Raw genomic sequence first — 20,991 nt, 5'->3', positions numbered from 1 at the left:
GGGCATGTTCCGACCCAAACTGTTGTTCACCAGCCTCGCCGCCATCGCCCTGGGCGCCTGCTCGCCGCAGGACCAGCAGGCGGCGACCTCCGCCGCCATCGCCCAGCAGGTGATCCTGCCGACCTACAGCCGCTGGGTCGAGGCCGACCGCCAACTGGCCGCCAGCGCCCTGGCCTATTGCGAAGGCAAGCAGAGCCTGGACACCGCCCGCGCCGACTTCCTCAACGCGCAGAAGGCCTGGGCCGAACTGCAGCCGCTGCTGGTCGGCCCATTGGCCGAAGGCAACCGCGCCTGGCAAGTGCAGTTCTGGCCCGACAAGAAGAACCTGGTCGGTCGCCAGGTCGAGCAACTGGTCAGCGGCGACAAGCCGGTCGATGCCGATGCTCTCGGCAAGGCCAGCGTCGTGGTCCGTGGCCTGTCGGCCTACGAGTACATCCTCTTCGACAGCAAGCCGGACATCGCCACCGCCGAGCAGAAAGCCCGCTACTGCCCGCTGCTGGTGGCCATCGCCGAACACCAGAAAGCCCTGGCCGAAGACATTCTCAAGAGCTGGAACAGCACCGATGGCATGCTGTCGCAGATGACCAAGTTCCCCAACCAGCGCTACGCCGATTCGCATGAAGCGATCGCCGACCTGCTGCGCGCGCAGGTTACCGCCCTGGACACGCTGAAGAAGAAACTCGGCGCCCCCATGGGCCGTCAGAGCAAGGGCATCCCTCAGCCCTTGCAGGCCGAAGCCTGGCGCAGCCACTCCTCGCTCAAGAGCCTGGAGGCTTCGCTCAAGGCTGCCGAAGCCGTCTGGACCGGCGTCGACAACAAAGGCCTGCGCGGTTTGCTGGGCAAGGATCAGAGCGCGCTGGCGCAAAAGATCGACGATGCCTACGCCACCGCTGCCAAACTGCTGGCCGACAACCAGAAGACCCTGGGCGAACTGCTCGCCGACGATGCCGGCAAACAGACCCTCAACCAGATCTACGACAGCCTCAACGTCGTCCATCGCCTGCACGAAGGTGAGCTGGCCAAGGCGTTGAACATCCAGCTGGGCTTCAATGCCAACGACGGTGACTGATCATGCTGCGACGCCAGGCCCTCAAACTCGGTAGCGTGCTGCTCAGCGCCCTGACGCTCGGCGGCTGGACCCTGCTGCGCAACAAGGGCAGCGAGCCCCTGCTGCTGTCGGCGCGTGACGATGCCGATGGCGGCCACCATGCCGTAGGCTACCGCCTCGACGGTACCCAGGTGTTCGCCACCCAGGTGGCCCAGCGTTGCCATGCGATCATCCATCACCCCGAGCAGCCGATCGCCCTGTTCGTCGCCCGTCGCCCGGGTACCGAAAGCTACCTGATCGACCTGCGCGACGGGCGTCTGCTGCAGACGCTCACCTCGCAACCGAACCGGCACTTCTACGGCCATGCGGTCATCCACAAGGATGGCGAATGGCTATACGCCACCGAAAACGACACCACCGACCCCGGGCGCGGGGTGCTCGGCGTCTACCGCTTCGAGGGTCAGCGCCTGGTACACAGCGGAGAGATCTCCACCCATGGCGTCGGCCCCCATGAGGTGGCCTGGATGCCCGACGGCGAAACCCTGGTGGTGGCCAACGGTGGCATCCGCACCGAGGCCGAAAGCCGGGTAGAGATGAACCTCGACGCCATGGAGCCGAGCCTGGTGCTGATGCAGCGTGATGGCACGCTGCTTAGCAAGGAGACGCTGGCCCAGCAGATGAACAGCGTGCGCCATCTCGCGGTGGGCAACGACGGCACCGTCCTTGCCTGCCAGCAGTTCATGGGAGGTTCTGAAGAAACCGCCGAACTGCTGGCGATCAAACGCCCGGGCGAGGCATTCACGCCGTTCCCGGTGCCGGAGCATCAGTTGCAGTCCATGGCCCAGTACACCGCCAGCGTCGCCGTGCACAGTGACCTGCGCCTGGTGGCACTGACTGCACCGCGGGCCAACCGCCTGTTCATCTGGGACCTGGACAGCGGCGCGGTGAAGCTCGATGCATCGATGCCCGACTGCGCCGGGGTCGGCGCGGTCAAGGACGGCTTCGTCGTCACCTCCGGGCAGGGGCGCTGCCGCTATTACGACTGCCGCAAGGCAGAGCTGGTCGGGCAGCCCATGAATCTGCCATCCGGGCTTTGGGACAATCACCTGCATCTGGTCTGATTCAGCACTGGCCACACCGGCCCTATCGCGGGACGAGCCCGCTCCCACAGGCCCGGCATCCACGGGTGGTGGGAGCAGGCTCGCCCTGCCCAGTCGATAGATCTCCCACTTCCCGAAAAACAGTCAATACTTGCCTTCATCCGCACGTGGGCAGGATCGCCCGTGTTCGTGCCATACCCATAACAATCACATCCAAGGAACCGGACCATGCTACGCCGCCGCATGCTGATCATGTTGGCCGTGGTGCTGCTGATCGTGCTCGCCCTGGGGGGCATCAAGGCCTTTTCGATCTACCGCCAGATCCAGGTCTTTTCCGCCCCCAAACCCGCGATCAGCGTCGCCGCCGCCAAGGCCGAACAACGCCAGTGGCAGGAGCGCCTGCCCGCGGTCGGCAGCCTCAAGGCGCTGCAGGGCGTCGAGCTCAGCCTGGAAGTGGCCGGAACGGTCAAGCGCCTGCTTTTCGATTCCGGGCAACAGGTCAAGGTCGGGCAACTGCTGCTCGAACTGGACAGCGAACAGGAGGCCGCGCTGCTGGGCACCGCCCAGGCCGACCTGGGCCTGGCCAAGGTCGATTTCGGCCGCGGCAGCCAGTTGGTAGGCGACTCGGCCATCTCCCGCGGTGAGTTCGACCGCCTCACCGCCCAGTACCGGCGCAACCAGGCCGTGGTCGAACAGCTCAAGGCCTCGCTGGCCAAAAAAAGCATGAAGGCGCCGTTCAGCGGCACCATCGGCATTCGCCAGGTGGATGTCGGCGACTATCTGGCCAGCGGCACGGTGATTGCCACGCTGCAGGACCTTTCCAGCCTCTACGTCGACTTCAACGTGCCCGAACAGGCACTGCCACAGTTGTCCCTCGGCCAGCAGGTGCTGGTGCAGGTGGCGGCCTTCCCCGGCCAGACCTTCCCCGCCCGCCTCAGCGCGATCAATCCCAAGGTCGAGGAAAGTACGCGCAACCTGCTGCTGCGCGCCACCCTGGCCAACCCGGACGGCAAGCTGCTACCGGGCATGTTCGCCAGCCTGCTGGTGCTGCTGCCCGACCCGCAATTGCAGGTGGTGGTGCCGGAGAGCGCGGTCACCTACACCCTCTACGGCAACTCGGTGTATGTGGTCGGCGAGAAGAAGGCCGACGATGGCCAGACACAACTGGTTGCCGAACAGCGCACCGTACAGACCGGCGAGCGCCGCGATGGCGTGGTGGTGGTGCGCAAGGGGCTGCAGGCCGGCGAGCAGGTGGTCACTGCCGGACAGCTCAAACTCAGCCCCGGCGCTGCGATACGCATCAGCCAGGACCCGCCCCTGTCGCCCGCCGACGCCCAAGGCGCGGCTGCCACCCACTGACGCGGAGGCTGGCATGGCATTCACCGACCCGTTCATCCGCCGCCCCGTGCTCGCCAGCGTGGTCAGCCTGCTGATCCTGCTGCTCGGCTTCCAGGCCTGGAGCAAGCTACAGATCCGCCAGTACCCGCAGATGGAAAACGCCCTGATCACGGTAACCACCGCCTACCCCGGTGCCAACGCCGAGACCATCCAGGGCTACATCACCCAACCGCTGCAGCAGAGCCTGGCCAGCGCCGACGGCATCGACTACATGACCTCGGTGAGCCGTCAGAACTTTTCGGTGATCTCGGTCTACGCGCGCATCGGTGCCGACACGGATCGCCTGTTCACCCAACTGCTGGCCAAGGCCAACGAGGTGCGCAACAAGCTGCCGCAGGACTCCGAAGACCCGGTCCTGAGCAAGGAAGCCGCCGATGCCTCGGCGCTGATGTACATCAGCTTCTACAGCAGCGAGATGAGCAACCCGCAGATCACCGACTACCTGTCACGGGTCATCCAGCCCAAGCTTGCGACCCTGCCGGGCATGGCCGAAGCCGAAATCCTCGGCAATCAGGTGTTCGCCATGCGCATCTGGGTCGACCCGGTGAAGCTGGCCGGGTTCGGCCTTTCAGCCACCGACGTGACCAGCGCGGTGCGCCGCTACAACTTCCTGGCGGCCGCCGGCGAGGTGAAGGGCGAATACGTGGTCACCAGCGTCAATGCCACCACCGAACTGAAGTCCGCCGAAGCCTTCGCCGCCCTGCCGGTCAAGACCGTCGGCGACAGTCGTGTGCTGCTCGGCGATGTGGCGCGCATCGAGATGGGCGCGGAGAACTACGACACGGTCAGTTCCTTCGACGGCATCCCGTCTGTCTATATCGGCATAAAGGCCACGCCTTCGGCCAACCCGCTGGAGGTGATCAAGGAGGTGCGGCGAATCATGCCGGACCTGCAAAGCCAGTTGCCCTCGGCACTGAAAGTCTCCATCGCCTACGACGCCACGCTGTTCATCCAGGCTTCCATCGATGAAGTGATCAAGACCCTCGGCGAAGCGGTGCTGATCGTCATCGTCGTGGTGTTCCTGTTCCTCGGTGCGCTGCGCTCGGTGCTGATCCCGGTGATCACCATCCCGCTGTCGATGATCGGCGTGCTGTTCTTCATGCAGATGATGGGGTATTCGCTGAACCTGCTGACCTTGCTGGCCATGGTGCTGGCCATCGGCCTGGTGGTGGACGACGCGATCGTCGTGGTGGAGAACATCCACCGCCATATCGAGGAGGGCAAGACGCCGTTCGACGCCGCCCTCGAAGGCGCGCGGGAAATCGCCATGCCGGTGGTGTCGATGACCATCACCCTGGCGGCGGTGTACGCACCGATCGGCTTCCTCACCGGGCTGACCGGCGCGCTGTTCAAGGAGTTCGCCCTGACCCTGGCGGGTGCGGTGGTGATCTCCGGAATCGTGGCCCTGACCCTGTCACCGATGATGTGCGCCCTGCTGCTGCGCCCCGAGCAGAGCGAGAAAGGCCTGGCCCATCGCCTGGACCAGATCTTCGAGCGCCTGAAAGTGCGTTACCAGCGCCTGCTGCACGGCACCCTCGACAGCCGCCCGGTGGTCATCGTCTTCGCCGTGATCATCCTGTGCCTGATCCCGGTACTGCTCAAGTTCACCCAGAACGAGCTGGCGCCCAACGAAGACCAGGGGGTGATCTTCATGATGAGCAGCTCGCCGCAGCCGGCCAACCTGGATTACCTCAACGCCTACACCGACCGTTTCACACCGCTGTTCAAGACCTTCCCCGAGTATTACTCCTCGTTCCAGATCAACGGTTTCAATGGGGTACAAAGCGGCATTGGCGGCTTTCTGCTCAAGCCCTGGAACGAGCGCGAACGTACGCAGATGCAACTGCTGCCGCTGGTGCAGGCCAAGCTCGAGGACATCGGCGGGCTGCAGATCTTCGGCTTCAACCTGCCATCGTTGCCGGGTACTGGCGAAGGCCTGCCGTTCCAGTTCGTGCTCAACACCGCAGGCGACTACCCTGCCCTGCTGGAGGTGGCCCAGCGCGTCAAGGAGCGCGCCCAGGCCTCGGGCAAGTTCGCCTTCCTCGACATCGACCTGGCCTTCGACAAGCCCGAAGTGGTGGTCGATATCGACCGGGCCAAGGCGGCGCAGATGGGGGTGTCGATGGACACCCTCGGGGGAACGCTGGCCACCCTGCTGGGCGAGGCGGAGATCAACCGTTTCACCCTCGAAGGGCGCAGCTACAAGGTGATCGCCCAGGTCGAACGGGCCTACCGCGACAACGCCGGCTGGCTGAACAACTATTACGTGAAGAACGATCAGGGCCAGTTATTGCCCCTGTCGACCCTGATCACCCTCAGCGAACGTGCCCGACCACGCCAGCTCAACCAGTTCCAGCAGTTGAACTCGGCGATCATCCAGGGCGTACCTATGGTCAGCATGGGCGAGGCGCTGGATACCATCCGCAACATCGCCCGCGAGGAGGCGCCGGAGGGCTTTGCCTTCGACTATGCCGGCGCCGCGCGGCAGTTCGTCCAGGAAGGCAGTGCCCTGTGGGTGACCTTCGGTCTGGCCCTGGCGATCATCTTCCTGGTGCTGGCCGCACAGTTCGAAAGCTTCCGCGATCCACTGGTGATTCTGGTGACCGTGCCGCTGTCGATCTGTGGCGCACTGCTGCCGCTGTTTCTCGGCGTCTCGAGCATGAACATCTACACCCAGGTCGGGCTGGTGACATTGATCGGGCTGATCAGCAAGCACGGCATCCTGATCGTCGAGTTCGCCAACCAGCTGCGCGAGGAAAAGGGCCTGGGGGTGCGCGAGGCGATCGAGGAAGCCGCGGCGATCCGTCTACGGCCGGTGCTGATGACCACCGCTGCAATGGTATTCGGCATGGTGCCACTGATCCTGGCGACGGGTGCCGGCGCAGTGAGCCGGTTCGACATCGGTATCGTGATTGCCACCGGCATGTCGATCGGCACGCTGTTTACCTTGTTCGTACTACCCTGCGTGTACACCTTGCTGGCGCATCGGACGGTGGCGGACGAGCGCCAAGGGATGGACGGCACAACCCCACGCCCGGAAAGACGACAAACCCATTAGCCAGAAACAACAAGGCCCCGCTTCTGCGGGGCCTTGTGTTCTATGGCTCAACCAAACGGCCGCAGCCCCTGGCGCATCCCAAACAGGAACAACAGCAGGTCATGATCCGGCTGAGCCTGGGCCTGCGCCTGCTCCGGCTTTGTCACCCGCGGTATGGCACACTGCCCCGCCGCGTCGCTCTTGCTGAACACGGTCGGCCGTGGCACCTCCCAGGCCGCCACGGCCACGCTGGTCACGCCAAGCGCGGCCACCAGGAACAAAGCTCGAGCTATTTCTAGTTTCATCGACCTAACCCTTTGACAGCGCTGCCAAACGCCCTCTCATAAAAGTAGAGCAAGGTTTGCCACTCCGCTTCATTGAACGACGAATGGCGGCGCAGCTGGCGCAGGTCGTTGTAGGCCGCGCGCTGGCAACTGATGCGGCGGCGGCACTTCTCCAGGTCCAGCAGAGCCACTTCGGCCCGCGCCTGCTCGCCTTCGCCGCTCACCTTGACGAACACATGCTTGCCGTACAGGCAGCCGTGCTGCCAGTGGCCCAGATGCATCCGCGTCAGATTGTCAGCCAGGTCCTTGAGCATGCGCTCATGCAGCACCTGCGGGTAATGCTCACGGGCGCCCTGGGCGTGCCAGGTGTCGAGATCGACGAATCCATCCAGCGCTTCACTGACCAGCAGTGCCCGCCATTGGTGCTCGGCGTCGCGCTCGGCACCAGCAAAGACGATGCGCGGCACCCGAACCCCCAACTGCTCGAAACTGTTCAGGGCGTCCAGCTCTCGCAACACCGTGGGCCGACCCAAAGGATGCAGCAGGCTGCGGTAGATGTGCCCGACCTGGCGCTTGGCATAGAGCAGGTGGCCGTTGCCATCATCCAGGCGTTGCACGCCACTTTCGCCGCCACGTCGCTGATTGGGCTCCTCGACCCATTCCCCCTGCTGTTGCCAGTAGAAGTCGAATTGCGACACCTGCCCCTGAGTTGTTGCCATGGATCCCTCACCCCTTTCGCAATACATAGACTCGCCACATGGCATAGAACGGCAGGAAGTCGAGACGTTCCTGAATCCTGAAGCCTGCTGTCACAAATTCTTCTTCAACCGTAGCAGCAGGTAACACAAAGCGATTCTGGTAACTGTCCTGCTCCGCCTTGGCGCTGCGTCGTTGTTCGAGCTTCTTGCGACGCCATGCCTTGAAATTGCCATCCACCCACAACGACAGGATCACACTATCGCGGCTAACTCTTTGAAATTCAGAAAGAATTGTCTTGCGATGGGCCGGATCACCGATGTGGTGGAACAATCGCATGCAGAAAATGCTGTCTACCGAGTTGTCCGGCAGGTCGATGGCAAAGGCTGAGGTCTGCAAGGGGCGTACCCGCTCGACCACGGCTGGCGGTTGCGACGCACAGGCTGTCTCGATCATCGCGGCGGAATTGTCGGCGCCAATGATCACGCGGTTGGGTTTTTCTGCCAGCAAAGGCCAGAAACGGCCGGCGCCGCATGGCAGGTCGAGTACCAGGCCCGGCTCACCGGCGAGCGTCAGGGCGCGGCGAGCAAGCTGCTCGTCACGGGTGTGGGAAAGGCGACGGGCCAGACCATCCTGATGCTTGATGAAGTACTCACGGGCGTGCTGCTGATCGTACTTTTCGGAAAACTCGAGTTTGATAGGGCTACGCATGGGACATCTCCTGACTCAATGCCGACCACATTAGGTGGGCAAGCGTTGGCATCAGGTCATCGCCATGTGAAAAAACTGTCACACGAAAGGGTTAATTCTTACGACGCATTACACAACATTCTGTATCGGGGCCGTAGTACTGCCCCGATTTCTACTGCAACGTGGCATCGGTTTCCTGCTCATGCGACAGCGCGGTGCCCTGGCTCAGGTCCACTTGGAAGCGGCAGCCGTGGGGCGAGGTGGCGGTCAGGGTCACGCGCCAGCCTTGGTCGTCACAGATCCGCTGCACCAGCGAAAGCCCCAGGCCGAGCCCTTCGCCACGCCGCTCGTCACCGCGCACGAAAGGTTTGAACATTGCCTCGCGCTGTTCCTCGGGAATGCCCACGCCACTGTCCTCGACACTGAAACCATGGGCCTCCAGGCTCAGGCGGATATAACCGGTATCGGTGTAATGCGCTGCGTTGCGCAGCAGGTTGCCCATCACCGATTGCAGGAAGGTGGCGTTGTACAAGGTCGGGCTGGCACTGACACGGCCATCGTAGTAAAGCGTCAGGCCCTTCTGCTCGATGGTATCGCGCCAGACGCCGATCAGGTCATCAGCCACCTCGCGCAGGCTGGCCCTCGAGGCCACCGCGCCTTCGTCACGCTGGGCCCGGGCCAGCATGAGGAAGGTCTTGACCAGCTCGCGCATCTCCTCGGTGGCACGGGCGATCCGTTCCACCTGGGCACGTGACCGGCTGTCCAGGCTGGTGTTCTCCATCAGCAGTTCGCAGGAGGTTGCCAGCACCATCAGTGGGGTGCGCAGTTCATGGCTGACATCGCTGGTGAACAGTCGCTCGCGGGTCAGCGCATCGCGCAAGCGGCCCAGGGTGTCGTCGAAAGCCACCGCCAACTGCCCCACTTCGTCGGCGGCATAGTCCGGCGCCAGCGGCGGCGCCAACCCGAGCAACTGATCACGATGGCGGACTTGCCGCGCCAGGCGAATCACTGGCGCCATGACCCGTCGCGCCAGCAACCAGCCAAGGAAGGCCGCCAGCACCAGGCTGAGCAGGAAGCCCACGACCACCACGGCGAACAGCACCCGCTCGCGCTCCTCGAAATCGCTCTGGTCCTGCAACAGTACATAGTGACGACCGTCCACGACCTCGACCATGGCGTGGTAGGAGAGCTGGTCACGGAACACTTCGTGGAACCCGGCATCGAGATGCCGGAGGTCCTTGGGCAACTCGAAATCATCGCGACCACCGCTGAAGTAGAACAACTGGTCAGGGCGCGGGCGATGGCTCCAGTCACTGACGCTGTCCATGCGCAGCAGGCGCTGCAGATCGCCCCCCAGCACCGAGGAAATCAGACGCTCTTCGACCAGGTGAACAGTGGCGACGATACCGAAGGCAAACGCACCGGCAACCAGTGCGCTCATCAGTGCAAAGGCAATGATGATGCGTTGGGCAAGGCTCTGCTTAAACTCCATCGCGACCCTCGGCGAGGCGATAGCCGACGCCATGGACGGTATGCAGCAGGGGCTTTTCGAACGGTTTGTCGATCACCTGGCGCAGTTGATGGACATGGCTGCGCAAGCTGTCGCTGTCGGGGCAGTCGTCGCCCCACAGGGCTTCCTCGAGCACTTCGCGGCGCAGCACGTGCGGGCTCTTCTGCATCAGCACCGCCAGCAACTTCAGGCCGACCGGGTTGAGTTTGAGCAGTTTGCCCTGACGGGTGACTTCCAGCGTGTCGAGGTCGTAGCTCAGGTCTGCCACCTGCAGCGTACGCCGACCACCGCCCTGGGCGCGACGCAGTACCGCCTCGATGCGCGCGGCCAACTCGGACAGGGCGAAAGGCTTGAGCAGGTAATCGTCGGCCCCCGAGCGGAAGCCCTGCAGGCGATCGTCAAGCTGGTCGCGGGCAGTCAGCATGATCACCGGGGTGTCGCGGCGGGCGTCTTCGCGCAGGCGCTTGCACAGGGTGTAGCCATCGATACCGGGCAGCATGATATCGAGGACGATCAGGTCATAGTGTTCGGTCGCGGCCAGGTGCAGACCCGACAGGCCGTCCTGGGCACAGTCGACGGTATAGCCTTTCATGCCCAGGTAATCAGCCAGGTTGGCGAGGATATCGCGGTTGTCTTCAACCAGTAGAATGCGCATCAAGGTCTCCTGTGCGGCGCTTCGCTGTGCGCGGCAGGCGCAGCTTACGGCCATTGGCCAGGCATCGCCAGCCTTGGTGGAAAAACAGCGCAACTGACGCTTTTTTCACTGATCCTTCACGCACACAGCATAGCAACGGACCGAAAATGCCCGATCCTTCATGCCTTCCCCTTGCCTGTGGAGCCTTCATGCACACCGCCCGCCCCCGCCCGATCAACCCCTGGCTGTACCTTGGCATCCCCCTGGCTACCGCGCTGGTTCTGCTGCTGCTCGAGGCCACATCGCTGGACATGGACGTGGCCAACCTGATGTTCGATCCGTCGGTGGGCCAGTTCATCGGGCGCCATAGCTACTTCCTCGAGACCATCCTGCATGACCGCGTCAAGCAGGCGGTGATCGGTGTCGGGCTGCTGGCGGTGGTGGCGTTCATCGCCAGTTTCTTCTGGTCACGGCTGGGTAACTGGCGTCGCGAACTGGGTTGCCTGGTGCTGGCCCTGGGCCTGTCCACGGGTTTTGTCACGCCGCTAAAGCAACTGACTGCAGTACAGTGCCCTTGGAGCCTGACCCAGTTTGGCGGCAAGGAAACCTACAGCAAACTGCTCGAAGCACGACCAGCGACCGACAAACCAGGGCTCTGCTGGCCCGGCGGCCATGCAGCGACCGGTTTCAGCCTGTTCGCATTGTTCTTCGTGCTGCGTGACCGCAAGCCTCGCCTGGCGCGAGGTGCGTTTGCCCTCGCGGCGGGTGTCGGGGTGGTGCTGTCGATAGGCCGGATGATGCAGGGCGCGCACTTTCTCTCGCACAACGTCTGGACCGCAGTGTTCTGCTGGTTGATCGGATTGGGCTGCTATTACCTGGTGCTCTATCGCAGGGGAATGGCGCGGGTGACCGTGGCTGAGCGCGGCATTGCCTGAGTCGACGCAGGTCTGACAAGCGCCCATGAAAAAGCCCCGCACAAGGCGGGGCTCTTTCATGCAGCTAGGGGCCAGGGCTGGCTTACATCATGCCGCCCATGCCACCCATGCCGCCCATGTCTGGCATGCCGCCAGCAGCCGGCTTGTCTTCCGGCAGGTCAGCAACCATGGCCTCGGTGGTGATCATCAGACCACCGATCGAAGCAGCGGCTTGCAGCGCCGAACGGGTAACCTTGGCTGGGTCCAGGATGCCCATCTCGATCATGTCGCCGTACTCGCCGGTCGCGGCGTTGTAGCCGTAGTTGCCCGAACCCTGCTTGACCTTGTCGGCCACAACGCTTGGCTCGTCGCCGGCGTTGGCAGTGATCTGACGCAGCGGCGCTTCGACAGCGCGACGCAGCAGGGAGATACCGACGTTCTGGTCTTCGTTGTCGCCTTTGAGCTCGGCAATGGCTGCCAGGGCGCGAACCAGGGCAACACCACCGCCAGGCACCACGCCTTCTTCAACGGCTGCACGGGTAGCGTGCAGGGCGTCTTCAACGCGGGCTTTCTTCTCTTTCATCTCGACTTCGGTGCCAGCACCGACCTTGATCACGGCAACACCGCCAGCCAGCTTGGCCAGACGCTCTTGCAGCTTCTCACGGTCGTAGTCCGAGGAAGTCTCTTCGATCTGGGCACGGATCTGCTTGACGCGTGCTTCGATGTCGGCGTCAACGCCAGCACCGTCGATGATGGTGGTGTTTTCCTTGGACAGGATGACGCGCTTGGCGTTGCCCAGGTGCTCCAGGGTGGTGGTTTCCAGGGTCAGGCCGATTTCCTCGGAGATGACCTGGCCGCCGGTCAGGACGGCGATGTCCTGCAGCATGGCCTTGCGGCGGTCGCCAAAGCCTGGGGCCTTGACCGCAGCAACCTTGACGATGCCGCGCATGTTGTTGACCACCAGAGTAGCCAGGGCTTCGCCTTCGACGTCTTCGGCGACGATCAGCAGCGGACGGCCCGACTTGGCGACGGCTTCGAGAACCGGCAGCAGTTCGCGGATGTTCGAGATCTTCTTGTCGACCAGCAGCAGCAGCGGGCTTTCGAGCTCGGCAACCATGGTGTCAGGCTTGTTGATGAAGTACGGCGACAGGTAGCCACGGTCGAACTGCATGCCTTCTACGACGGACAGTTCGTTTTCCAGGCCCGAGCCTTCTTCAACGGTGATCACGCCTTCTTTACCGACTTTTTCCATGGCTTCGGCGATGATTTCACCGATGGAGCTGTCGGAGTTGGCAGAGATGGTGCCGACCTGAGCGATGGCCTTGGAGTCGGCGCATGGCTTGGACAGGTTCTTCAGCTCGGCGACGACGGCAGCGGTGGCCTTGTCGATACCGCGCTTGAGGTCCATCGGGTTCATGCCGGCAGCGACGGCCTTCAGGCCTTCGTTGACGATGGCCTGAGCCAGGACGGTAGCGGTGGTGGTGCCGTCGCCGGCAGCATCGTTGGCCTTGGAAGCAACTTCCTTGACCAGCTGGGCGCCCATGTTCTCGAAGGCGTCCTTCAGTTCGATTTCCTTGGCAACCGAAACACCGTCTTTGGTGATGGTTGGAGCGCCGAAGCTCTTGGCCAGGACAACGTTACGGCCTTTCGGGCCGAGGGTAGCCTTGACAGCGTCAGCCAGAACGTTGACACCAACGAGCATTTTCTTGCGGGCGGAATCGCCGAATTTTACGTCTTTAGCAGCCATGATCGTTTAATCCTTGGAATTCTTTAGCAGGGAAATCGGGGAAATCAGCCTTCGATGACGGCGAGGATTTCGTTCTCGGCCATCACCAGCAGGTCTTCGCCATCGACTTTCACGGTGTTGCTGCCCGAGTAAGGGCCGAAAACCACTTTGTCACCCACTTTCACGGCCAGCGCGCGCACTTCGCCGTTGTCCAGGACGCGACCGGTGCCAACGGCGACGACTTCGCCGCGGTTTGGTTTTTCAGCGGCCGAACCCGGCAGGACGATACCGCCAGCGGTTTTCGATTCTTCTTCGCTGCGACGGATGACGACGCGGTCATGCAGAGGACGAAGCTTCATTGTCGATCTCTCCCAAATTGTGGTTTTCATCGGCCGGTGTCGACACCGGCGGGTTGAGGCTATCCGGCGTTGCCGGTGGGGGCTCGCGGCCTGCGAACCCCGCGTGTCATGTCTGGTGTCGCCACCAGAAACCTTGCGGTGACACATACATGAGGCCGCCCGATTCGATTACAAGGCTTGCCATGGAATTTTTTTAATCTGTGTACACAGGCCGAAAAAAAGCAGGGGCCGCATAGCGGCCCCCCTGGGTCATTAATCGATCATTTATCGCGGCGCTCGTACTCGCCCTCGATCACGTTCGGACGATGGCCGCCATCGCGCGGCTGCCCGTTGAACGGATCATCCTGGAACGCCCGTTGGCGCGTGGCCTGGGCCTCGGCCCGCTGGCGCAACTTGCGCGCCACCAGATGACGGGTGAATGGCAACAGGCACAGCAGGCCCAGCACGTCGCTGATGAAACCCGGCAGCAGCAGCAGGCCACCACCCACAGCCAGCATCAGGCCCTGGAACATGTCCTCGGCGGGCAGTTCGCCGCGCTGCAGGCTTTCACGGGCGCGCAGCGCCGTTGCAAGACCTGCCAGGCGCATGATCAGCAGGCCGAGGGCGGAACCGGCGATGATCAGCAGCAGCGCCGGGAAGAAACCGATGGCGGCGCTGACTTTGACGAAGACGAACAACTCCAGCACCGGAAAAATCAGGAACAGCAGTAGAAAAGCACGCATCAAGGATTCCTCGACGGAAGAGAACCTTCCAATAAGACCTCAGATGGATGCAACTGCTCGCGATTTCAACCCTCGACTTTCGCCGCAGCCGGCCACTGGTCGGCGCGCGCCAGCAATACCAAGGCCTCGCGCACTTGTGTCGACGTATTGCAAGTATTCGGGAAGGCCAGCCAGTGAATTGCCTGGCCGATGCGCAGGTGCATGCCCTCGCTGTCGATGCCGACCATCTCGGCCGGTGCACTGCGCGGCAGACCGGTGAGCTCGACATAATGGGCGATGGCGTTGGCATGATCGCTGTTCATGTGCTCGATCATGCTGGCTTCTGCGCCTCCGGCGAATGGGTTGGCCAAGGTGACCTCGTCGAGCCAGTGGATTGCGCCGAAACCACCGATGTAGCGATGGCGCACAGGCTCCAGCACCCAGAAATCGAAATCGTGGGCCTTGTGGTAGTTGCTGGCATCCGGGAAGTATCGGTAGTAGCGCGCAGCAGCCGCTTCGATGGCGGCTTGGTCGGTCAGCTTGCGCGCCTCGGCCATCACTGTCAGGCGGCCCACCGCCTGCACGTCTTCGGCGTCACGCTCGCCCACCAGCAGCGAGCACTTGGGGTCTTTCTGCAGGTTATGGGTGTGCTGGGCGATACGGCTGATGAGGATCAGCGGGTGCCCTTGGGCGTCCAGGCAATAAGGCACCACCGAACCGAAGGGGAAGCCGGGCATGGACTTGGACAGGGTCGAGAGCACGCCGCGGTATTCTTCGAGCAGCAGTTCCCGGGCGGGGCGGATGGCGTTGGTACTCACGGGAAACTCCTGGGGCAGCGGACTGGATGGGTGACAAGATAATCATTATCACCGCCGCCTGCCACAGGAGCGCTGTACAGCCCCACGTGAGCGGTCTTACCAGGCCACACCGAAACCTGCGGTGTAGCGGGTCTTGTCCAGGTCGCTGTCGCTGGTGCCCTTGATCAGGTCCTTCTCGGCCTTGAGGTTGAGCGAGGCCCACTCGGTCACCTTGTAGCGCAGGCCCATCTCGGCATCCAGCGAGTAATCGGCGACCGAACCGAAGGGCTTGCCCAGCTCCCCGGTGGTGAAGAACTCGACCTTCTTGCCGATCAGGTAGCGGTTGTAGTCCCACTTCACCGCTGCCGAATAGAAGTTATCCTTGCCGCCGTCGCGGTATTCGTAGTCGGTGCGGTTGATCAGCGAACCAAGCGAGAACGCGCCCAGCTCGTCGTCCCAGAACTGATAGCCCGGGCCAGTACCGACGGTACGCTGGCGCGCCAGATTCTCGATCTGGTCGCGCTTGTATTCCAGACGTCCCTGCCAGAACCATTTTTCGGTGAGGAAACGGTCCAGCGCGTACTCGGCGCTCCAGTTGTTGGTGGTGGTGACGTCATCCTTGGTTTCGCGGTTGTACTCGCCTTCGGCGTTGTGCCGCCAGCGACCGTGACGTGCGGTGGTCTTGAAGCTGACATCGTAGTCATCGGTGTCGTTTTCGGCACGCTTGTAGTCCAGCGCCAGGTCGACATTACCTTTCCACAGGAAGTCCTCGACCAGCGGGCGCGGCTTCATGATCTGCTCGATGCTGGCAAGCTCCACGGTCTTGGGCGCCTCACCGTTGGCCAGGGTCACCTTGCCAGGCTCGGCGGCCTTGAGCGACTTGGCCTTCTCGCCCGAGTAGGCATCCTGTTTGACCAGCAGTTCCTGATCGCTCTCGAGTGTCTGAACCTGTTTCCAGTCCAGCGCGATACTGCCGCCATAGGGAGTTTCCAGCAGCAGCTTGCCGCCGTCGAAGACCTTGATCTTGCCACTCAGACGATCACCGTTCTTCATCCAGACGGTGTCAGCCAGCGCGGGCGCAGAGAGGGAAGCAGCGAACAGGCACAGCAAGGCTCTAGAATACATAGGCAGAATTTGCGTTCGGTTGGACAAAAAAAGTCGGGCATTATCCGGATACCCACGACCAGAGCAAGGACAGACCGGGCCTATGCCTACGAGTTCAATTCTCATTTCGTACAACAACTTGTCTATTTCCACCTTCAGATCAGGAATTGCCTGATGTCTGATCAATCGATTCCGCACCCGGACGATCCCGAAGCCCGACGAATGGCGCTTTATTCGGTCCTGGGCGAGATTCCGGAAGGCAAGGTCGTCAGCTATGGCCAGCTCGCCGAACTGGCGGGTCTTGGCCGCGCCGCACGCTGGGTCGGCCGCACCCTGGGGCAATTGCCGGCCGACACGCGCCTGCCGTGGCATCGGGTGCTCGGGGCCGGTGGCCGCCTGAGCCTGCCACTGGGTACGCCGTCGGGCGACGAACAACGCGCCAGGCTGCGCGCGGAGGGCGTGAATGTGGCCAATAATCGAGTGGATATGTCGCGCCATGGCTGGCGCGCAATGGAGCACAGCGGTTAGAGTGCGCGCTTTGTTTTCGCAAACTTGAGGCAGATGTTGGCCCATGCCCCGTAAAACCTGGCGCGCTGCGCTCGCTGCCTATGCCAGCCCGTCTACCCTGGTGCTTTTGTTGCTCGGCTTCGCCGCCGGCATGCCCTACATGCTGGTGTTCTCCACGCTCTCGGTCTGGTTGCGCGAGGCGGGTGTAGCCCGTGAGACCATCGGCTACGCCAGCCTGATCGGTCTGGCCTACGCGTTCAAATGGGTCTGGTCGCCCCTGCTCGACCAATGGCGCCTGCCACTGCTCGGCGGCATGGGACGGCGTCGCTCGTGGCTGCTGCTGTCGCAGGTCCTGGTCGTCATCGGGCTGATCGGCATGGGGCTGTGCGACCCACAGAAACACCTGTCGTGGCTGATCGCCCTCGCGGTGCTGGTCGCCTTCGCCTCGGCCACCCAGGACATCGCCGTCGACGCCTATCGCCTGGAAATCGCCGACGACCAGCGCCAGGCCGCCCTGGCCGCCAGCTACATGGCTGGCTACCGGGTTGCCGCGCTGCTCGCTACTGCAGGTGCACTGTTCTTCGCCGAATGGTTCGGTTCCACCGGTTTCAGCTACCTGCACAAGGCCTGGACCGGCACCTACGTGCTGTTCGGCATCCTCATGTTGCCGGCATTGTTCACCACGCTGGTGATGCGCGAGCCCGCGGTGCCGCTGCGCACCCAACTGTCAGCGGCACGCTACGGGCTGATGCACCAACTGGTGTCAGTGTTCGTGCTGATCGTCCTGCTGGTCTCGGTGCCTGCCAGCTTCACCCAGATGTTCAACACCGACTGGGCCAGCGTGGTGTTCGGCGACTCGACCATGCTCGACCTGCTGCTCGAGGACCGCGCCTTCCTGCGCCTGATCCTCTATGCACTGCTGACCTGGGCCTGCCTGTCTTCCATGGGCCGTCGCGGCCTGGCGCCGGTGCTCACGCCCGTCAACGACTTCATCGTCCGCTACCGCTGGCAGGCCTTGCTGCTGCTGGGGCTGATTGCCACCTACCGGATGTCGGACACCGTGATGGGCGTGATGGCCAACGTGTTCTATATCGACATGGGCTTCACCAAGGACCAGATCGCCAGCGTCAGCAAGATCTTCGGCCTGATCATGACCCTGGTCGGCGCCGGTGTTGGCGGTCTGCTGATCGTACGCTTCGGTATATTGCCGATCCTGTTCATCGGCGGCGTGGCCTCTGCGGCCACCAACATCCTGTTCGTGATGCTGGCCGACATGGGGCCGAACCTGGAAATGCTGGTGGTGACCATCTCGCTGGACAACTTCAGCTCGGGCATGGCGACCTCAGCGTTCGTCGCCTACCTGTCGAGCCTGACCAACCTGAAGTTCTCGGCGACCCAGTACGCGCTGCTCAGCTCGATCATGCTGTTGCTGCCGCGGCTGATCGGCGGCTATTCGGGGGTGATGGTGGAGAAATTCGGCTATCACAACTTCTTCATGATCACCGCCCTGCTAGGTGTCCCCACACTGATCCTGATCGCCCTGCACTGGCGCCAGGAAGTGGGACGGGGCAAGCAGGCGCAGGCGGAAAGCTCGGTGACCGAGCAGCCCTGACAATCGAGTCGTCCTTTTCGCGGGCAAGCCCGCGAAAAGAGCGACGCCGTTTTCAAGCCTACTGAACGATAGCCCCTTCCCCTGGCCGGCCGCCCACCACAAACCACAACGGCCAAAGCGCCAGCGCCCCGGCAATCCCCGCTGCCAGTGCAAAGTGCAGCAGGCTCGCCCCCGCCCCCAACATCGCCAACACCGCGCCCCCCAGCCCCAACAAAGCGATGGTGATCATCCCCAGCATCGCCGACACCAACCCCTTGCTCTGCTCGCTGGAGAACAGCGTCATGCGGTACAGCACCGCGTTGGCCACACCCAGGCCCAGTGCATAGAGCGACATCCCGGCAACCACGCTGGTCACGGTCGGATACAGCCAGGTCACCAGCACCATCAGGCACAATCCGGCCAGATACGGCCACAGGGCACCGCGCACCAGCGCGGGCAGCGGATAACGATCCGCAATGCGGTTGATGATCAGGTTGCCGAGGATCAGCCCGCCAAACACCGGCAGCTGCCACAGCGCGTATTCCAGGGTGCTCAGCCCCTCGTCATGGATCAGCAGGACCGGCGACAGGCCGATCCAGCCGATCAGCGGCAAGCCCACCAAACCCAACGCCGCGCTGCCAGCCACAAAACGACGGTTGCCCAGCAACTGCGCGTAACCGGCCAGCAAGGGCAACAGGTGAATGGGCGTGAAGGCCAGGCGCGAGCCATCACGGCGCTCGACCCCGAGGGTTTCAGGCATCAGGCGATACAGTAGCCCCCAGCACAGCACCGCGCCCACTGCGAAGGCGACGAACAGCCAGCGCCAGTCGAGCCACTGCAGCATCAACGTCCCCACCAGCGGCCCGAGCAACGGCGAAAGCAACGCAATGTTTGCCAGCAGCGCCATCATGCGCACCGCGTCGGCCTCGCTGAACGCCTCGTTGAGCGCCGGATAGCTCACCGTCACCACGAAGCCCAGGCCAATGCCCTGCAGCAGGCGCAGCAGATTGAACAGGCCGATGTCATGCACCCAGAAGGTCGCAAGGCATGCCACACCAAAGAAGGCGCAGCCGGTCAGCAGCAGTGGACGGCGGCCATAGCGGTCGGCCAGCGGGCCGATCAGCCACTGCAGCACTACGCCACCGAGCAGGTAGAGGTTCAGGGCATGGGGAATGAATTCAGGGCTGGCCTTGAGATCGTCGACCACCACCGGCATGGCAGGCATGACGGCATCGCTGGCCAGGTAGGTCAGCAGTTCGAACAGGGCGAGGGTCAGACCAAACAACAGGGCCCGCAGAGGGGTGATATACAACAATGGTTTCATGATGGCGTTTCGGGTGCAGACAGGAGGGGTCAGGCTATATGCCAGAGATCGTCGGCTTTGGCTGTGAACAAGTGTAAGGCGTAAAAAACAAGGGCCCCCGTAGGGGCCCTGTTTTGCAGTGCAGGTTACTGCGCGGCAGTCTCCTGCACCACGCGAATCACCCGCTGCGGGAAGGGAATGTCGATCCCCTCGGCCTTCAGGCGATCCCGCGCCTGCTCATTGAGCATGAACATCACGTCCCAGTAGTCGGCAGTCTTGGTCCACAGGCGCAGCGACACGGTGATCGAACTGTCACCAAGCGTTGCAACCACCGCCTGAGGCGCTGGGTCGGGCAGCACCCGAGGATCCTGCGCCAGCTCCAGCAGCACGTTGCGCGCCTTCTGCAGGTCGGCCTCGTAGTCCACGCCCACGTCGAACACGACCTTGCGCGTCGGCTGGCGGTTGGTGTTGACGATGATGCCGTTGGACAAGGTGCCGTTAGGCAGAATGACCGTCTTGTTATCACCGCTACGCAGCACGGTGTGGAAGATCTGGATGCTGTCGACGGTGCCGCTCACACCCTGGGCCTCGATCCAGTCGCCGATGCGGAACGGGCGGAACAGCAGGATCAGCACGCCACCGGCAAAGTTTGCCAGGCTGCCCTGCAAGGCCAGGCCGATGGCCAGCACGGCACCACCCATGGCCGCGACGAACGAGGTGGTTTCGATGCCGATCATCGACGCCACGCTGATCGCCAGCATCACCTTGAGCACGATGTTGGATAGCGTGCGGATGAAACCCTGCAACGCCGGGTCAGCTACCCGCAAGCCGACGAGCCTGGCCAATCGATCACTGATCTTGTTGGTGATCCACCAGCCGATCGCCAGGGTCAGCAGCGCCAGCAACAAACGACTGCCGTACGCCATGATCAAGGGAATCCAAGTCTCGGACTGGCGTACCAGTTGATCGACTTCAGCGTTCAAATCCATGTTCATCTCCTGATGTCGAACGACACGTGCACAGTAAAGCAGACCGCCGGACATTCAGCGGCCGCAGGAAGCGATGGACATTGGTGTGCCATCAAGGTTCCTGCCCCGCAGAATCAGTCGCGGAAGTTGTTGAACTGCAGCGGCATGTCAAATTCCTTGGCGCGCAGGGCCGCGATGGCTTCCTGCAGGTCATCGCGCTTCTTGCCGGTGACCCGCACCTGTTCGCCCTGAATGGCGGCCTGGACCTTGAGCTTGGCATCCTTGATGTGGGCGACGATCTTCTTCGCCAGCTCCTTGTCGATGCCCTCGCGGAACTTGGCTTCCTGTTTCATTTCCTTGCCGGAAGCATAGGGATCCTTGGTTTCCAGGCACTTGACGTCGATCTTGCGCTTGACCAGCGCCAGGCGCAGGATTTCGATCATCGCCTCGAGCTGGAATTCGGCTTCGGCAGTTAGCATCACGGTCTGCTCCTTGTCCTTGAACTCGAAGCTGCCCTTGCCCTTGAGGTCGTAGCGGCGATCGAGCTCCTTGATGGCGTTTTCGACCGCGTTCTGCACTTCGTGCTTGTCCAGTTCCGATACCACGTCGAACGAAGGCATGGTT

At 62.8% G+C, this 20,991-nt stretch carries 20 protein-coding genes; 7 read left to right on the top strand and 13 right to left on the bottom strand.

What is annotated here, in order from left to right:
• Positions 1 to 4 precede the first annotated feature (4 nt).
• The 4 genes from HU748_RS00495 (at position 5) to HU748_RS00480 (ending at position 6,604) form a co-directional block, all read left to right on the top strand.
• A complete protein-coding gene (locus tag HU748_RS00495) occupies positions 5 to 1,069 on the top strand; it encodes an imelysin family protein (protein WP_186718789.1) in 1,065 nt (354 codons plus the stop codon).
• Positions 1,070 to 1,071: 2 nt separating this feature from the next.
• Complete coding sequence (locus HU748_RS00490) at positions 1,072 to 2,169, top strand: DUF1513 domain-containing protein (protein WP_186718788.1); 1,098 nt, start codon at positions 1,072 to 1,074, stop codon at positions 2,167 to 2,169.
• 207 nt (positions 2,170 to 2,376) lie between these two features.
• Positions 2,377 to 3,507 (top strand): efflux RND transporter periplasmic adaptor subunit, encoded by a 1,131-nt coding sequence (locus HU748_RS00485; RefSeq protein ID WP_186667327.1) that lies wholly within the window; start codon positions 2,377 to 2,379, stop codon positions 3,505 to 3,507.
• Between the two features lie 13 nt (positions 3,508 to 3,520).
• On the top strand, positions 3,521 to 6,604 hold the full coding sequence (locus HU748_RS00480) for a multidrug efflux RND transporter permease subunit (protein WP_186718787.1): 3,084 nt from the start codon (positions 3,521 to 3,523) through the stop codon (positions 6,602 to 6,604).
• Between the two features lie 47 nt (positions 6,605 to 6,651).
• On the opposite strand, the gene HU748_RS00475 is transcribed toward HU748_RS00480, so the two are convergent.
• From HU748_RS00475 to colR, 5 genes are all read right to left on the bottom strand, one after another.
• Positions 6,652 to 6,888, bottom strand: a complete 237-nt coding sequence (locus tag HU748_RS00475) for a hypothetical protein (RefSeq protein WP_186718785.1) — start codon at positions 6,886 to 6,888, stop codon at positions 6,652 to 6,654.
• A complete protein-coding gene (locus HU748_RS00470; RefSeq protein ID WP_186718783.1) occupies positions 6,885 to 7,586 on the bottom strand; it encodes a lipopolysaccharide kinase InaA family protein in 702 nt (233 codons plus the stop codon). Before HU748_RS00470 ends, HU748_RS00475 begins: the two co-directional genes overlap by 4 nt.
• Before the next feature lie 7 nt (positions 7,587 to 7,593).
• A complete protein-coding gene (locus tag HU748_RS00465) occupies positions 7,594 to 8,274 on the bottom strand; it encodes a class I SAM-dependent methyltransferase (RefSeq protein ID WP_112899077.1) in 681 nt (226 codons plus the stop codon).
• A 151-nt stretch (positions 8,275 to 8,425) separates the two neighbouring features.
• The gene (locus tag HU748_RS00460; RefSeq protein ID WP_186667330.1) at positions 8,426 to 9,745 is read right to left on the bottom strand and encodes a HAMP domain-containing sensor histidine kinase; all 1,320 of its coding nucleotides are present in this window, start codon (positions 9,743 to 9,745) and stop codon (positions 8,426 to 8,428) included.
• A complete protein-coding gene (colR, locus tag HU748_RS00455) occupies positions 9,735 to 10,418 on the bottom strand; it encodes a two-component system response regulator ColR (protein ID WP_054893830.1) in 684 nt (227 codons plus the stop codon). Before colR ends, HU748_RS00460 begins: the two co-directional genes overlap by 11 nt.
• Before the next feature lie 188 nt (positions 10,419 to 10,606).
• Here colR and HU748_RS00450 point away from each other — a divergent pair, with 188 nt between their 5' ends.
• Entirely contained in the window at positions 10,607 to 11,332 is a 726-nt protein-coding gene (locus HU748_RS00450; RefSeq protein WP_186710948.1) for a phosphatase PAP2 family protein, read from the top strand.
• Between the two features lie 82 nt (positions 11,333 to 11,414).
• Here the strand turns inward: HU748_RS00450 and groL are convergent, their stop codons facing one another.
• From groL to HU748_RS00425, 5 genes are all read right to left on the bottom strand, one after another.
• A complete protein-coding gene (gene groL / locus HU748_RS00445) occupies positions 11,415 to 13,058 on the bottom strand; it encodes a chaperonin GroEL (protein WP_186667332.1) in 1,644 nt (547 codons plus the stop codon).
• 44 nt (positions 13,059 to 13,102) lie between these two features.
• Positions 13,103 to 13,396 (bottom strand): co-chaperone GroES, encoded by a 294-nt coding sequence (locus HU748_RS00440; protein WP_029614823.1) that lies wholly within the window; start codon positions 13,394 to 13,396, stop codon positions 13,103 to 13,105.
• A 260-nt stretch (positions 13,397 to 13,656) separates the two neighbouring features.
• Entirely contained in the window at positions 13,657 to 14,118 is a 462-nt protein-coding gene (locus HU748_RS00435) for an FxsA family protein (RefSeq protein ID WP_186718781.1), read from the bottom strand.
• 65 nt (positions 14,119 to 14,183) lie between these two features.
• Positions 14,184 to 14,915, bottom strand: coding sequence for a DUF2470 domain-containing protein (locus HU748_RS00430; RefSeq protein ID WP_186718779.1), 732 nt, complete (start codon positions 14,913 to 14,915; stop codon positions 14,184 to 14,186).
• A gap of 96 nt (positions 14,916 to 15,011) precedes the next feature.
• Positions 15,012 to 16,019, bottom strand: a complete 1,008-nt coding sequence (locus HU748_RS00425) for a DUF481 domain-containing protein (RefSeq protein ID WP_186667335.1) — start codon at positions 16,017 to 16,019, stop codon at positions 15,012 to 15,014.
• 153 nt (positions 16,020 to 16,172) lie between these two features.
• Between HU748_RS00425 and HU748_RS00420 the strand changes: the two genes are divergently transcribed.
• A complete protein-coding gene (locus HU748_RS00420) occupies positions 16,173 to 16,526 on the top strand; it encodes an MGMT family protein (protein ID WP_186667336.1) in 354 nt (117 codons plus the stop codon).
• Positions 16,527 to 16,569: 43 nt separating this feature from the next.
• Positions 16,570 to 18,117, top strand: a complete 1,548-nt coding sequence (locus HU748_RS00415) for an AmpG family muropeptide MFS transporter (protein ID WP_186667337.1) — start codon at positions 16,570 to 16,572, stop codon at positions 18,115 to 18,117.
• A 58-nt stretch (positions 18,118 to 18,175) separates the two neighbouring features.
• On the opposite strand, the gene HU748_RS00410 is transcribed toward HU748_RS00415, so the two are convergent.
• The 3 genes from HU748_RS00410 to HU748_RS00400 form a co-directional block, all read right to left on the bottom strand.
• A complete protein-coding gene (locus HU748_RS00410; protein ID WP_186718777.1) occupies positions 18,176 to 19,420 on the bottom strand; it encodes an MFS transporter in 1,245 nt (414 codons plus the stop codon).
• A 125-nt stretch (positions 19,421 to 19,545) separates the two neighbouring features.
• Complete coding sequence (locus tag HU748_RS00405) at positions 19,546 to 20,388, bottom strand: mechanosensitive ion channel family protein (protein WP_054894024.1); 843 nt, start codon at positions 20,386 to 20,388, stop codon at positions 19,546 to 19,548.
• A 113-nt stretch (positions 20,389 to 20,501) separates the two neighbouring features.
• Positions 20,502 to 20,987 (bottom strand): YajQ family cyclic di-GMP-binding protein, encoded by a 486-nt coding sequence (locus HU748_RS00400; RefSeq protein WP_054894023.1) that lies wholly within the window; start codon positions 20,985 to 20,987, stop codon positions 20,502 to 20,504.
• Positions 20,988 to 20,991 lie beyond the last annotated feature (4 nt).

This window comes from Pseudomonas sp. RW3S2, from assembly GCF_014268955.1.
Taxonomy (GTDB): domain Bacteria; phylum Pseudomonadota; class Gammaproteobacteria; order Pseudomonadales; family Pseudomonadaceae; genus Aquipseudomonas; species Aquipseudomonas wayambapalatensis.
This window is presented reverse-complemented; position numbering and strand designations above follow the sequence as displayed.

Excerpts from the sequence above, each read along its gene's own strand:
- HU748_RS00495 (WP_186718789.1), top strand. The coding sequence starts at position 5 with ATGTTCCGACCCAAACTGTTGTTCACCAGCCTCGCCGCCATCGCCCTG.
- HU748_RS00465 (WP_112899077.1), bottom strand. The coding sequence starts at position 8,274 with ATGCGTAGCCCTATCAAACTCGAGTTTTCCGAAAAGTACGATCAGCAG.
- HU748_RS00420 (WP_186667336.1), top strand. The coding sequence starts at position 16,173 with ATGTCTGATCAATCGATTCCGCACCCGGACGATCCCGAAGCCCGACGA.
- HU748_RS00470 (WP_186718783.1), bottom strand. The coding sequence starts at position 7,586 with ATGGCAACAACTCAGGGGCAGGTGTCGCAATTCGACTTCTACTGGCAA.
- colR (WP_054893830.1), bottom strand. The coding sequence starts at position 10,418 with ATGCGCATTCTACTGGTTGAAGACAACCGCGATATCCTCGCCAACCTG.
- HU748_RS00475 (WP_186718785.1), bottom strand. The coding sequence starts at position 6,888 with ATGAAACTAGAAATAGCTCGAGCTTTGTTCCTGGTGGCCGCGCTTGGC.
- HU748_RS00400 (WP_054894023.1), bottom strand. The coding sequence starts at position 20,987 with ATGCCTTCGTTCGACGTGGTATCGGAACTGGACAAGCACGAAGTGCAG.
- HU748_RS00410 (WP_186718777.1), bottom strand. The coding sequence starts at position 19,420 with ATGAAACCATTGTTGTATATCACCCCTCTGCGGGCCCTGTTGTTTGGT.
- HU748_RS00490 (WP_186718788.1), top strand. The coding sequence starts at position 1,072 with ATGCTGCGACGCCAGGCCCTCAAACTCGGTAGCGTGCTGCTCAGCGCC.
- HU748_RS00450 (WP_186710948.1), top strand. The coding sequence starts at position 10,607 with ATGCACACCGCCCGCCCCCGCCCGATCAACCCCTGGCTGTACCTTGGC.
- HU748_RS00425 (WP_186667335.1), bottom strand. The coding sequence starts at position 16,019 with ATGTATTCTAGAGCCTTGCTGTGCCTGTTCGCTGCTTCCCTCTCTGCG.
- HU748_RS00485 (WP_186667327.1), top strand. The coding sequence starts at position 2,377 with ATGCTACGCCGCCGCATGCTGATCATGTTGGCCGTGGTGCTGCTGATC.
- HU748_RS00405 (WP_054894024.1), bottom strand. The coding sequence starts at position 20,388 with ATGGATTTGAACGCTGAAGTCGATCAACTGGTACGCCAGTCCGAGACT.
- HU748_RS00480 (WP_186718787.1), top strand. The coding sequence starts at position 3,521 with ATGGCATTCACCGACCCGTTCATCCGCCGCCCCGTGCTCGCCAGCGTG.
- HU748_RS00415 (WP_186667337.1), top strand. The coding sequence starts at position 16,570 with ATGCCCCGTAAAACCTGGCGCGCTGCGCTCGCTGCCTATGCCAGCCCG.
- groL (WP_186667332.1), bottom strand. The coding sequence starts at position 13,058 with ATGGCTGCTAAAGACGTAAAATTCGGCGATTCCGCCCGCAAGAAAATG.
- HU748_RS00460 (WP_186667330.1), bottom strand. The coding sequence starts at position 9,745 with ATGGAGTTTAAGCAGAGCCTTGCCCAACGCATCATCATTGCCTTTGCA.
- HU748_RS00440 (WP_029614823.1), bottom strand. The coding sequence starts at position 13,396 with ATGAAGCTTCGTCCTCTGCATGACCGCGTCGTCATCCGTCGCAGCGAA.
- HU748_RS00435 (WP_186718781.1), bottom strand. The coding sequence starts at position 14,118 with ATGCGTGCTTTTCTACTGCTGTTCCTGATTTTTCCGGTGCTGGAGTTG.